This window comes from Wenzhouxiangella sp. XN79A (genome assembly GCF_012272825.1).
GTDB lineage: Bacteria > Pseudomonadota > Gammaproteobacteria > Xanthomonadales > Wenzhouxiangellaceae.
This window is the reverse complement of the sequence record NZ_JAAWWS010000153.1, coordinates 36,873-49,241: the sequence shown is the minus strand read 5'-3', so window position 1 is coordinate 49,241 and position 12,369 is coordinate 36,873. Positions and strand designations below refer to the sequence as shown.

Sequence of the window (12,369 nt, the reverse complement as noted above, 5' to 3'; positions counted from 1 at the left end):
CCGGGCTCAGCGCCGTCGCCAGGCGAAGAAGCGCTCGGCGAGCTTCAGCAGCGTCTCCGGCTTGCGCGCCTTCTTCCACTCGCCGGCGGCGAACTTGTTGGCCTCGTTGAGCGTCGGGTAGATGTGGATGGTCGACAGGATCTTGTTCAGGCCCAGCCCGTGCTTCATCGCCAGCACGAACTCCGCGATCAGTTCGCTGGCGTGCGGCCCGACGATGGTCGCGCCGAGGATCCGGTCCTTGCCCGGCTCGGTCAGCACCTTGACGAAGCCGTGCGCGGCCGAATCGGCGATCGCCCGATCCAGGTCATCGATGCCGTAGGTCGTGACCTCGACGTCGACGTCCTGCTCGGCGGCGTCCTGTTCGTTCAGCCCGACGCGTGCGACTTCCGGGTCGGTGAAGGTGGCCCAGGGGATCACCCGGTAATCGGCGCGGAACGACCAGAACGGCGCCAGCAGGCCGTTGACGCTGGCGAACCAGGCCTGGTGCGAGGCGACGTGGGTGAACTGGTACGGGCCGGCGGCGTCGCCGCAGACGTAGACGTTCGGGAAGGTCGTGCGCAGGAAGTCGTCGGTGGCGATCGTGCCGCCGTCGGCGATCTCGATGCCCAGCTCTTCCAGGCCGAAGCCCTTCGTCCGCGCCCGGCGGCCCAGCGCGACCAGCACCCGGTCGAACTCGAAGCGGACCTCGTCACCGCTTCCGTCACCGGTCCGCTGGCAGACGGCCACGCCGCCGACCTCGGCGCGCTCGAAGCGCACGGCGCGATGACCGGTGGCCACGGTGACGCCCTCGGCCTCGAGGCGTGCGGTCAGCGCGCGCGACGCCTCGACGTCTTCCTTCTGCAGCAGCCGCTCGCCCATCTCGACGATCGTGACCTTCGAGCCGAGGCGGGCAAAGGCCTGGCCCAGCTCGCAGCCGATCGGTCCGCCGCCGAGCACCAGCAGGCGTTCGGGTTGGGTGTCCAGGTCCCAGAGGGTGTCGGAGGTGCAGCTCGGCACCTGGTCCAGCCCGTCGATCGGCGGCACCAGCGGCTCGGCCCCGGTGGCCAGCACGATGCTGCGCGCGGTGATGGTGCGCGTTCCTTCCTCGTCGGTGACTTCGACCGCCCACGGCGAAATCAGCCGGCCCTCGGCCAGCATCACGTCGACGCCGAGACCCCGGTAGCGCTCCGGCGAGTCGTGCGGTTCGATGGTCTCGATCACCGAGTGCACGCGCTGCATGACCTCCTGCCAGTCGAACTCGGCGGTCATGCTGCGGATGCCGTAGTCGCGGCTGTCACGGGCCTCCTGGACCAGCCGCGCGGTGCGCAGCAGGGCCTTGGACGGCACGCAGCCGGTGTTCAGGCAGTCGCCGCCCATCCGGTGTTTCTCGACCAGAGCGACCTTTGCCTTGACCGTCGAGCCGATCAGCGAGGAGACCAGCCCGGCCGAGCCGGCGCCGATCACGATCAGGTTGTAGTCGAACGATGTCGGTTTGTCGTGGCCGGCATAGACCTTGCGGTTGTTCAGCAACCGCAGGATCCAGCGGGTGATCAGCGGCAGCAGGCCGAGCAGCACGAAGGCCCCGATCAGGCCAGGTGACAGCACGTCGCCGACCGTGTCGACCCGGGCCAGCTGGGTGCCGGCGTTCACGTAGACCACCGTGGCCGGAAACATGCCGACCAGGCTGACCCAGGCATAGGTCCAGGTCCGGATCGGCGTCAGCGCCATGACCAGGTTGATGACCCAGAACGGAAAGATCGGTACCAGTCGCAGGGCCAGCAGGTAGAACGCGCCGTCGCGTTCGACGCCTTCGTTGATCCGCTTCAGCCGCTTGCCGAAGCGATTCTGCACCGCGTCGTGGAACAGGAAGCGTGCGGCCAGGAAGACCAGTGTCGCGCCGATCGTCGATGCAAGCGATACGGCAACCGTTCCGGCCAGCAGTCCGAACAGGGCACCGCCGGCCAGGGTCAGGATGGCCGCACCCGGCAGGGACAGGGCCGCCATCAGGATGTACGCGCCGACGTAGATGACCAGCGCCAGGAGGAAATTCCGGTCGATGTAGGCCAGCAGCTGGTCGCGCCGGGCGCGGAGCTCGTCGAGGCTGAAGTACTGACCGAGGTCGAGCCAGAAGAACACGCCGATCAGGGCGGCCAGCGCAGTCAGCAGGAGCAGGCGGGGTAGGGTGCGGTTCATCGGCGGGCTCGGCGAGGGGTCGGGAGAGGATACCGGGTCGCTGCCGGGTTTCTTTCGCCCGTTTCGCGCGCGGCCGGTTCACGGCCTTCGAGATCCGGAACGATCGCGGCCCGGCGAGGGCCGGGCCGCGATCGGGTCAGGCGGTGGATACGTCCATCATTCCCAGGGGTTGCAGTCGTAGCCGGCGATCCGGATCAAGCGCTCCAGGTCGAAGCTGCCGGTCCCTTCGCCCAGCGGCGAGAAGTCGTAGTCGACGTCCAGCGTGTTGCAGTCCTTCGCCCGGATCGTGATCTGTCCGGCGTCGCTGAAGGGCACATCGCCGTCGGCGGGCTGGTTGGGTCGGCTGATGAATTCACCATTGAACGACTCCAGCATGTCGATCGTCACCGGGCCGGGCTGGGTCAGGCCGGAGGAGGTGTTGCCGACGATCCAGAACGGCTCGCCGTCGCGATAGGTGAAGAAGATCGCGAAGACGAAGTTCTCGTCGCCATTTTCGGCGATCTGCAGCACCAGCCCGGTCTTCGGCGTGCCCGGCAGGACCCACTGGCCGCTGTAGCGGCCGTTCAGCACGGTGTCGGCGAACTGCGGCGGATCCAGACTGGGCTCGAACCGGTCGAGCAGGACCGGGAAGTTGACCGTCTGGGCGCCGGAGAAGGCCTCCCAGGTGAACTCGACGGTGAACTGCTCGTTGTAGTCCTCGGGCAGGAAGGTGGTCTGGCCGTCGATCGAGGTCGGCTCCACGGCCAGCATGAACGTGGTGCCGGCGTTGGTCACGATACCGCCGGTCGCGCCGACGTTGCCGGCGGCCGGAATGGTCAGCAGCTGGGCCTCGTGGAACGGACGATCGACGTCGCCGGCCTCGGCGTAGACCTGCGGAATGACGACGGGGTTGCCGGCGAGCTGCTCCAACCGGACCAGCACCACGGAGTACCCTTCGTCGGCGCAGGCCACCCGCCAGACCTTGACGTTCACGGTGGCATCGTTGCTGTTGCTGAGGGCGGCCGGCACGTCGATGTCGTTGTCGACCAGCAGACTGTCGGGATCCGACGGCTGCTCGGGCAGGTCGATCGACAGGCAGCCCGGCGGGAACGGCGTGCCGAGGTCGGTCAGCAGGTTCAGTTCGCCGGCCTGGGCGGCGGCGAGGCCGGGGGCGACAGCGGCGAGCAGGGCAGTGGTCGCGACAAGGCGGCGAAGGCGGTTCGTCATGGTCATGGCTCCGGGTTCGATTCTGACTACAACGCCATTCTAGCGCTCGAGGATGACTCGAAGCTGAACCGGGCCGCGCGGGCGCTGCATGATAGACTTTTCACCCTGTTCAATCGCGGGATTTCCAGACCCATGGCAGGGCATTCCAAGTGGGCCAACATCCAGCACCGCAAGAAGGCGCAGGACGCCAAGCGGGGCAAGATCTTCACGCGCCTGGTGCGCGAAATCACCGTTGCCGCGCGCGAAGGCGGCGGTGATCCGGACAGCAATCCGCGGCTGCGGCTGGCCTGGGACAAGGCCAACGCGGCCAACGTGCCGAAGGACAACATCGAACGCGCGATCAAGAAGGCCACCGGCGACCTCGAAGGCGTTGCGTACGAAGAGATTCGCTACGAGGGCTACGCGCCCGGCGGCGTGGCCGTGATGGTCGACACCGTCACCGACAACCGCAACCGAACGGTCGCGGCGGTCCGCCATGCGTTCAGCAAGCACGGCGGCAACCTCGGCACCGACGGCTCGGTGGCCTACCTGTTCGAGAACAAGGGCGTGATCAGCTTCGGCCCCGGCGCCGACGAGGACCGCATCATGGAAGCCGCGCTCGAGGCCGGCGCCGAGGACATCGAGACGGCCGATGACGGCAGCGTCGAGGTGCTGACCACACCGGAGCAGTTCGCCGAAGTGCTCGGCGCGATCCAGGCCGCCGGCCTGGAGCCGGACGAGTCCGAGGTCACCATGCGCGCCTCGACCAGCGTGCCGCAGGATGCCGAAGGCGGCAGGAAGCTGGTGACCTTTCTCGACATGCTCGAGGACCTCGACGACACGCAGAACGTCTGGCACAACGCCGAGATTCCCGCCGAAGCCTACGAGGACTGATGCGCGTCCTCGGCATCGATCCGGGGTCGCGGGTCACGGGCATCGGCGTGGTCGACGGCCACACGCTGGTCGCGGCCTTCGACCTGAAGCTGGGCGATGGCGACATGCCGGGCCGGCTTTCGGCCATCTTCGACGGCGTTCGCGAGGCCGTCGAAACCCACCGGCCCGAAATCGTCGCGATCGAAACCGCCTTCATGAGCCGCAACCCGCAGGCCGCAATCAAGCTGGGCCAGGCCCGCGGCGCGGCGATCTGCGCGGCCGTGCAGTGCGGCCTGGACGTCCACGAGTACGCACCGCGCCTGATCAAACAGGCCCTGGTCGGGCGGGGCGGCGCCGACAAGGAACAGGTGCAGCACATGGTGCGGATGCTGCTGAAGACCAAGGCCCCCTTCGGCGCCGACGCGGCCGACGCGCTGGCCGTCGCACTGTGCCACCTGCACACGGCGCAGACCGCGTCGCGGCTGCCGGCCGGCGTCCGCCTGCGATGAAGGCTGCAGCAACGAGGAGCAAGCAATGATCGCCCGACTGTCCGGAACCCTGATCGAGCGCCAGCCCCCCTTCGTGGTGATCGACTGCCACGGCGTCGGCTACGAGGTGGAGTGCCCGATGACCGTGTTCGACGGCCTGCCCGCGGCCGGCAAGGACGTCACCCTGGTGATCCACACGGTGATCCGCGAAGACGCGCACCTGCTGTTCGGCTTCGCCCGTGCCTCCGATCGTCAGCTGTTCCGGACCTTGTTGAAGATTTCCGGGGTCGGGCCGAAGCTGGCGCTGGCCATCCTTTCGAGCGTCTCGGCGAATGATTTCGCCCTGATGGTCGAATCGGGCGACAGCAAGGCCCTGACGCGCCTTCCCGGCATCGGCAGGAAGACCGCCGAGCGGTTGATCCTGGAAATGAAGTCGCGGCTCGACGACCTGGGGCTCGAGGCGACCGGGCTGGGCGGCGGCGAAGCTTCGGCGCCGGACGCCAGCGCGGAAGCGAGAGCCGGTCTCGTGGCGCTGGGCTACTCACCGGCCGAAGCGCTGAAGATGGTCAAGGGCGTCGATGGCGCCGAAAGCGCCGAGGCGATCATCCGCCAGGCGTTGAAGAACCGGATGGCGAAGTAGGGCGGCGCCGCGCGACCGCGACGCTGCCGGCCAGCGCCAGAACGATCGCCAGCACCGTCAGCCCGCCCAGCGGCAGGGTCGGGATCGGGAGGGCCTGCCGCGGCACGCCGCGGATCGTCGTGGTGCCGACCCCGACCCAGCCGCCCTTCCAACGAGCGAAGCCGCGAAACGTGCCGCTGGGAACGACCGACTCCTCGAACCAGTCGGTTCCGTCCCGGCTCGTCCACAAGCGATGGGCATCGTCATCCAGTTGCTGGACAACGAGACCGTCCGGACCTCCGTGCAGCGTTCGAAATTTCCCGACCCGATCCGGGTACTCGAAAACATCGCTGTTGCCGTCCGGCGTTCGTTGAACGATCTGCAGCGGCGTCGGGGAGCCGTCGAGGGGAGGGGCTGCAAGCCCAACGAACGCGCTGCCGTTCCACGCCAGGCCGCCGGGGCTCACGGGCGGCCCTGCGGGGGGATTGTTGCTGCTGAAGCTCAGCCAGTCCGGGCCGTCCGAGGACAGCGCAAGAGCCGCGCCGGTCGTCACCGCCGGTGGGGGCGACATCTTCGTCAAGGCCAACGCGCCGTCACCGGCGGTCAGATTGCCGAGGATCGGGTCGAAGAGAACGCCAATGGCTTCGGAGGAGTATTCCGTCGTCCAATCGATGAAATCCGCGCTCGAGACCAGCTCCGCAGCAGCTGGGCCGAACCGCCACGTCGCCAGCATCCAGACTCGACGCTCGTGTTCGACCACCCCGCGGATACTCGCGGACGGGTCGACGGCGGCGGGTCGCGTGGACCAGCTGGCGGCGTCGTCGTTACCGAGCAGCAACTCGCCGTCTTCCGTGATCACGACGAAGTGATCGAGCGCGAAGCCGATGGCGTCGACGCTTCGACCGGCCAGGCCCGGGTCGATCGGCGTCCAGTCGAGGCCATTGTCGCTGATGAACAACAGGCCCGGGCCGAACGGTTCGTCGATGTCGAAACCGCGTGCCAGCAACATCGTGCCGGAGCTGGCGACCTGCAGGAACTGGACATCGGGCGTCGGCAGCGGCCGCTCCTGCCAGATCAATGCCGTGCCGTGCGCAATCGTTGCTGACGCCAGCAGCACGATGGCCATCAGTGCGGCCGCGACCCCGCCGACGGGCGAAGCCGGGCATTTCCCCATCGATGATCGAATCATGAAAACTCCCCGTCCCGTGCCAATCCGCCTCGATCAGCGTAGCGGACGCGTGGGAAGGGCGCAATCCGTCGCATGCGCTGTCGGCTTGCTCCGGATGGGCTACCATTCTCGAATTGCCCCGTCAGGACCGGCGCGTTCCGGTGCCGAATCCCGATGAATGACCTTCCTTCCGCCGATGACCACGCGCGCCTGATCGGCGCCAGCGCCGAGGGCGACGAGGCCCGCGTCGAGGCCAGCCTGCGGCCGACCCGGCTTGCCGAGTACATTGGTCAACGGGCGATGAAGGACCGACTCGGCATCTACCTGGAGTCGGCCCGCAACCGCGCCGAGGCGCTCGATCACGTGCTGATCTTCGGCCCGCCCGGGCTCGGCAAGACGACGCTGGCCAATGTGATCGCCGCCGAGATGGGCACCCAGCTGCGCCAGACCTCGGGCCCGGTGCTGGAGAAGGCCGGCGACCTGGCGGCGATGCTGACCAACCTCGAGCCCGGCGACGTGCTGTTCGTCGACGAGATCCACCGCCTGTCGCCGGTGGTCGAAGAGGTGCTGTATCCGGCGATGGAGGACTACCGGATCGATATCATCATCGGCGAGGGGCCGGCGGCCCGATCGATCCAGCTCGACCTGCCGCGCTTCACGCTGGTCGGCGCGACCACCCGGGCCGGCCTGCTGACTTCGCCGCTGCGCGACCGCTTCGGCATCGTCGAGCGGCTGGAGTTCTATGACGTCGACGACCTGGCGAAAATTGTTTCGCGCTCGGCCGGCATTCTCGGCATCGAGTGTGACGCGAAGGGCGCCGCCGAGATCGCGCGGCGCTCGCGCGGAACCCCGCGGATCGCCAACCGCCTGCTGCGCCGCGTGCGCGACTTCGCCGAGGTGCGCGCCGAGGGCCGGATCGGCGGCCAGGAAGCCGGCGATGCGCTGGAGATGATGCAGGTCGACGCCGAGGGCTTCGACCAGCTCGACCGCCGCCTGCTGCAGATCCTGGTCGAGCATTTCAACGGCGGGCCGGTCGGCGTGGAATCGCTGGCCGCGGCCCTGTCGGAAGAACGCGGCACGATCGAGGACGTGATCGAGCCCTACCTGATCCAGCAGGGCTTCCTGGTCCGCACCGCACGCGGCCGCATGGCCACGGACCGGACCTGGCGCCACCTGGGCCTGAAGCCGCCGTCGGGGCAGGGCGCGCCGGTCGGCGACCTGTTCCAGCGCGGCGACGAGAAATGACGGCCGCGCCCGATGCATGTAACGGAGTCTTCCGCTACCGCGTCTACTGGGAAGACACGGATGCCGGCGGCGTGGTCTACCACGCCCGCTACCTGCAGTTCCTCGAGCGCGCGCGCTCGGACTGGCTGGCGTCGATCGGCGTCCACCAGGTACCGCTGCGCAAGGAACACGGCGTGCTCTTCGCGATCACGAAGATGCAGCTGGATTTCCGCCGGCCGGCGCGGCTGGAAGATGAACTCTCGGTCACCGTTGGCGTCCTAGCGATCGGCCGGCTGAAGATGGAGTTCGAACAACGGATCGAGCGCGACGGTGAACTGTTGCTGACCGCCACCGTGCAGGCGGCCTGTCTCGATGCGGAACGCTTTGTGCCGGCTCGGACGCCGCACGAGGTGCGGACCCGGATTCTCGAGGCGGTCGAGACGATGATGCAGGAGGGGAAAGGGGCCAGGGACTAGGGGCGAGTGTTCTGTTCGATTTTTCACTCGTCCCTTTCCCCTCACCCCTCGTCCCTCGAGAAATTAACGCACCCTGAAGCCCGAATGAACAACACTCGTCCCTCACCCCTCGTCCCTCGCCCCTCCAAAAACAACGGGAAGACCGAATGAGTACCGACATGAACGTCTGGAGCCTGATCCTGGAAGCCACGCTGGTGGTCCAGCTGGTCATGGCCCTGCTGCTGGCCGCCTCCGTGGTGTCCTGGATGATCATCTTCGCCAAGCGCACGATGCTCAGGCGGGTCGACAAGCGCTCGAAGGAGTTCGAGGACAAGTTCTGGTCCGGCGCCGATCTCGGCCAGCTCTACGACCGCATTGCCAGCGAGAAGAAGGTCAACGAGGGCCTGGAGACGATCTTCGAGGCCGGCTTCCGCGAGTTCACGCGGCTGCGCGAGGAAAAGCGCGTCTCGCCGGACACGCTGGCCGAAGGGGCCCAGCGCGCCATGCGCGTGGCGCTGACCCGCGAGGTCGACCGGATGGAGCACCGGCTGGACTTCCTGGCCACGGTCGGCTCGACCAGCCCCTACGTCGGCCTGTTCGGCACGGTCTGGGGCATCATGCACGCGTTCTTCGCCCTGGCCGGCGTGCAGCAGGCGACGATCGCGATGGTCGCGCCGGGGATCGCCGAGGCGCTGATCGCCACGGCCATGGGCCTCGTGGCCGCGATTCCGGCGGTCATCGCCTACAACCGCTTCTCCAACCAGGTCTACCGGCTGGAAGTCCGCATGGACAACTTCAAGGAAGAGTTCGCCGGCATCCTGCACCGCCAGGCGCGCCGCCTGCAGGAGGGCTGAGATGGAGGCCGATTCTCCGCTCCGCCGGCGCAAGCGCCCGATGGCCGAGATCAACGTCGTGCCGTACATCGACGTGATGCTGGTGCTGCTGATCATCTTCATGGTCACCGCGCCGCTGCTGAATCTCGGTGTCGAGGTCGAGCTTCCGCAGGGCAACGCCGAGTCGATGGGCGACATCGACGAGCCGCTGATGGTCACCGTCGACCGCGACGGCAACCTGTACCTGAACACCGGCGATGCCCCGGAACTGGTCGATCCGCAGACCCTGGCCGAGCGGGTCGGGATCATCGTCGGGCGCAACCCGGACGTCCAGGTGCTGGTCGGCGGCGACCAGCAGACCGACTACCGGCACATCTACGGAACCATGGTCACGCTGCAGCAGGCCGGGGTGGCGTCGATCGGGTTCATGGGTGATCCGCCCGAGCAGTGAACACGCGCCGCATTCCCCAATCCGGGCCGTCGCCGGCGCGCGAGTCGCTTCGTGCGCTGGGCCTTGCCATGCTCGTCCACGTCGCTGCGGTCGGCCTGCTGTGGCTGGGCAGTCTGGGCTGGAAGGCGCCCGAGCCGGTCCGGCCGACGCCGTCGTTCACGCTGGTCGACGCCGCACCGTTCGTCGAGCAACGCGCCGACGAGCGGCGCGCCGAGCAACAGGCCGAGCAGGCCCGGCAGCTGCTGGAACAGCGCCAGGCCGAGGAGGCCCGACGTCAGCGCGAGCTCGAAGAGCGTCAGCGGCAGCAGCGCGAACGCAGCGAGGCCGAGGCCGAGCGCCAGCGCCTGCTCGAACAGCAGCGCCAGGCCCAGCTGGCCCGCGAGCGCGAGGCCGAGGAGGCCCGGCGTCAGCGCGAGCAGGCCGAAGCGCTGGAGCGCCAGCGCCGCGAAGCCGAGGCCGAACGACTGCGCGAGCTCGAGGATCTCCGGCGCCAGCGCGAGGAAGCGCAGCAGCGGCGCGAAGAAGAAGAACGGCGGCTGGCCGAACTGGCCGAACGGCGCGTCGAGGACGAGCGCCGGCGCGCCGCCGAGGCCGAGGCCGAACGCCTTCGGCTGGCGCGCGAACAGGCGCAGGCCGCGGAGCGGCGCGCGACGCTGTTCGAGGAATACATCGCCACCATCCAGGAACAGGTCACCCGCAACTGGCGCCGGCCGCCGACCACGGAACCGGGGTTGCGCTGCGCGGTCCGTGTTCTACAGATTCCCGGCGGCGAGATCATCGACCAGTCGATCGTTTCGCCCTGCAACGCCGATGAACTGACTCGCCGCTCGATTCTTTCGGCCGTCGAGCGCACCGAAAACCTGGCCTATCGAGGCTACGAGGAGGTCTTCCAACGTGAAATCGAATTCGTTTTTCGCTACGACGGCTAGCGTCGTGCTGGCGCTGGCGCTTCTCGCCGCGGTGCCGGCCCGGGCCCAGCTCCAGATCGAGATCGTCGACGGCGTCGAAGGTGCGCTGGCGATCGCGGTCGTGCCGTTCGCCGAGGGTCCCGGGGTGCTGCCGCCGGAAACCCCGATCCACGAAGTCATTGCCGCGGACCTGCGGCGCTCCGGCCTGTTCGAACCGATGGACGTGGCCGACATGATCGATCGGCCGACCCGACCGGCCGAAGTGCGGCCGAACACCTGGAACCTGCTCGAGGTCGATTACGTGGCGATGGGCCGGCTGGTGGCCGGGCCGGACGGCCTCCGCGAGGAGATCGAGTATCACCTGGTGGCCGTGCCGTCGGGCCGCACGCTGTTCTCGCGCGCGATTCCGAGCGGGCCCGGCGAGCATCGCCTGCGGGCCCACCAGATCGCCGATGCGATCTACGAGGAGCTGATCGGCGTGCCCGGCGCGTTCGCCAGCCGGATCGCCTATGTCCAGGTCACCGGCGCCGGCACCGACGCCGAGCAGTTCGAGCTGATCGTTGCCGACTCCGACGGCTACAACCCGCAGACCATCGTCCGCCACAGCCAGCCCATCCTGTCGCCGAACTGGGGGCCGGAAGGTCGCCGGCTGGCCTATGTGTCCTTCGCCACCGGCACCTCGCACGTGATCGTGCAGGACATCTTCACCGGCCAGCGCGAGACGGTGTCGTCGGAGCGCGGCATCAACGGCGCACCGGCGTTCTCGCCCGACGGTCGCTCCCTGGCGATGAGCCTTTCGCGCAGCGGCAGTCCTGAAATCTGGGTCAAGGACCTGGAGACCGGCCGCATGGAGCAGTTGACCCAGCATTATTCGATCAACACCGAGCCGGCCTGGTCGCTCGACGGCCGGCACCTGTACTTCACCTCCGACCGCGCCGGCCAGCCGCAGATCTACCGGGTTCGGCGCGACGGGCGCAACATCGAGCGGGTGACCACGGAAGGACGCTACAACTCTCGCGTATCGGTCGATCCGGAGACCGGAATGCTGGCGATGGTGCACGGCGATGGGCGGGACTTCCGGATCGCCGTGCTGGATCGCGAATCCGAGCGTTTGCGTGTATTATCTCCGGGTCGCATGGACGAGTCGCCGAGCTTTGCGCCGAACGGCAGCATGGTGCTCTACGCCACGCGCGAAGGCGAGCGGGGCGTACTGGCCGCGGTCTCGGTGGACGGCCGGTTCCGGCAGCGACTGGTGCTGACCGACGGCGACGTTCGCGAGCCGGCCTGGTCGCCGCGCATTCGCTGACCGCGTGCCGCCGGATCGGTCACGCGAAAACGACAATAATCATCACTCGAGCACGAACGAACCCGAACGAACCCGAACCGAACATCGTCGTCGAGCTCGAGCCGACCCCGACCCTACGATCCGTATCCCCTGGAGGAAGCATGAACACTGCAGTCCGCATTTTGAGCCTCGTTGTGCTGAGCCTGCTGCTGGCCGCCTGTGCGCAGCCGACGCGCGAGACGCCGCCGGAAGCCGAACCGACCGATCCGGGCCCGACCACCACCGAGCCGGTCGAAGTCGATCGCGTCGACCCGGCCGACTTCGCCGACTCGCGCAATCTCGACAACCCGGACAGCCTGCTGAGCCAGCGCGAGATCTACTTCGAGTTCGATCGCTCGAACGTCCAGCCGCAGTACCTGCCGATCATCCGCGCGCACGCCGAGTACCTGAAGGCCAACCCGAGCGGCCGGGTGCTGCTCGAAGGCCACGCCGACGAGCGCGGTTCGCGCGAGTACAACCTGGGCCTCGGTGAGCGTCGCGGCAATTCCGTGCTCGACCTGATGCGCGCCGAAGGCGTGTCCGGCAACCAGGTGGAAGTGGTCAGTTACGGCGAAGAACGCCCGGTCTGCCGCCAGACCAGCGAAGCGTGCTGGGAGCGGAACCGCCGGGTGGAGATCGTCTACACCGCGCGCTGACGGCAGCATGTCC

General features: G+C 68.2%; 13 protein-coding genes. 10 read left to right on the top strand and 3 right to left on the bottom strand.

Annotated elements, in window-relative coordinates; genetic code table 11:
• Nucleotides 1-6: 6 nt before the first annotated feature.
• Both HFP89_RS10070 and HFP89_RS10065 read right to left on the bottom strand, forming a co-directional pair.
• Complete coding sequence (locus tag HFP89_RS10070) at nucleotides 7-2,172, bottom strand: bifunctional TVP38/TMEM64 family protein/FAD-dependent oxidoreductase (RefSeq protein WP_168717533.1); 2,166 nt, start codon at nucleotides 2,170-2,172, stop codon at nucleotides 7-9.
• 156 nt (nucleotides 2,173-2,328) lie between these two features.
• Nucleotides 2,329-3,378, bottom strand: a complete 1,050-nt coding sequence (locus HFP89_RS10065; protein WP_168717532.1) for a hypothetical protein — start codon at nucleotides 3,376-3,378, stop codon at nucleotides 2,329-2,331.
• A gap of 132 nt (nucleotides 3,379-3,510) precedes the next feature.
• On the opposite strand from HFP89_RS10065, the gene HFP89_RS10060 reads away from it, so the two are divergent.
• Genes HFP89_RS10060 through ruvA form a run of 3 tightly spaced genes read left to right on the top strand, consistent with a single transcriptional unit; the run spans nucleotide 3,511 to nucleotide 5,358 of the window.
• Nucleotides 3,511-4,251: a YebC/PmpR family DNA-binding transcriptional regulator gene (locus tag HFP89_RS10060; protein ID WP_168717531.1), complete on the top strand. Its 741-nt coding sequence runs from the start codon at nucleotides 3,511-3,513 to the stop codon at nucleotides 4,249-4,251.
• Nucleotides 4,251-4,739 (top strand): crossover junction endodeoxyribonuclease RuvC, encoded by a 489-nt coding sequence (ruvC, locus tag HFP89_RS10055; RefSeq protein ID WP_168717530.1) that lies wholly within the window; start codon nucleotides 4,251-4,253, stop codon nucleotides 4,737-4,739. The genes HFP89_RS10060 and ruvC overlap by 1 nt, the downstream gene beginning before the upstream one ends.
• A 25-nt stretch (nucleotides 4,740-4,764) precedes the next feature.
• Nucleotides 4,765-5,358 (top strand): Holliday junction branch migration protein RuvA, encoded by a 594-nt coding sequence (gene ruvA, locus HFP89_RS10050; protein WP_168717529.1) that lies wholly within the window; start codon nucleotides 4,765-4,767, stop codon nucleotides 5,356-5,358.
• Here the strand turns inward: ruvA and HFP89_RS10045 are convergent.
• Complete coding sequence (locus HFP89_RS10045) at nucleotides 5,321-6,463, bottom strand: hypothetical protein (protein WP_168717528.1); 1,143 nt, start codon at nucleotides 6,461-6,463, stop codon at nucleotides 5,321-5,323. The genes ruvA and HFP89_RS10045 overlap by 38 nt on opposite strands.
• Before the next feature lie 216 nt (nucleotides 6,464-6,679).
• Between HFP89_RS10045 and ruvB the strand changes: the two genes are divergently transcribed.
• The 7 genes from ruvB to pal all read left to right on the top strand — a co-directional run bounded on the left by ruvB (nucleotide 6,680) and on the right by pal (nucleotide 12,356).
• A complete protein-coding gene (gene ruvB, locus HFP89_RS10040) occupies nucleotides 6,680-7,750 on the top strand; it encodes a Holliday junction branch migration DNA helicase RuvB (RefSeq protein WP_168717527.1) in 1,071 nt (356 codons plus the stop codon).
• Nucleotides 7,747-8,205 (top strand): tol-pal system-associated acyl-CoA thioesterase, encoded by a 459-nt coding sequence (gene ybgC / locus HFP89_RS10035; RefSeq protein ID WP_168717526.1) that lies wholly within the window; start codon nucleotides 7,747-7,749, stop codon nucleotides 8,203-8,205. The genes ruvB and ybgC overlap by 4 nt, the downstream gene beginning before the upstream one ends.
• Nucleotides 8,206-8,351: 146 nt before the next feature.
• Complete coding sequence (gene tolQ, locus HFP89_RS10030; protein ID WP_168717525.1) at nucleotides 8,352-9,038, top strand: protein TolQ; 687 nt, start codon at nucleotides 8,352-8,354, stop codon at nucleotides 9,036-9,038.
• A 1-nt stretch (nucleotide 9,039) separates the two neighbouring features.
• Nucleotides 9,040-9,468 carry an ExbD/TolR family protein gene (locus HFP89_RS10025; protein ID WP_168717524.1) on the top strand — a complete coding sequence of 143 codons (429 nt, stop codon included), beginning with the start codon at nucleotides 9,040-9,042 and terminating at the stop codon, nucleotides 9,466-9,468.
• Nucleotides 9,465-10,397, top strand: coding sequence for a cell envelope integrity protein TolA (locus HFP89_RS10020; protein WP_168717523.1), 933 nt, complete (start codon nucleotides 9,465-9,467; stop codon nucleotides 10,395-10,397). Before HFP89_RS10025 ends, HFP89_RS10020 begins: the two co-directional genes overlap by 4 nt.
• Complete coding sequence (gene tolB / locus HFP89_RS10015) at nucleotides 10,363-11,682, top strand: Tol-Pal system beta propeller repeat protein TolB (RefSeq protein ID WP_346775224.1); 1,320 nt, start codon at nucleotides 10,363-10,365, stop codon at nucleotides 11,680-11,682. Before HFP89_RS10020 ends, tolB begins: the two co-directional genes overlap by 35 nt.
• A gap of 140 nt (nucleotides 11,683-11,822) precedes the next feature.
• Nucleotides 11,823-12,356, top strand: a complete 534-nt coding sequence (gene pal / locus HFP89_RS10010) for a peptidoglycan-associated lipoprotein Pal (protein WP_168717522.1) — start codon at nucleotides 11,823-11,825, stop codon at nucleotides 12,354-12,356.
• Nucleotides 12,357-12,369 lie beyond the last annotated feature (13 nt).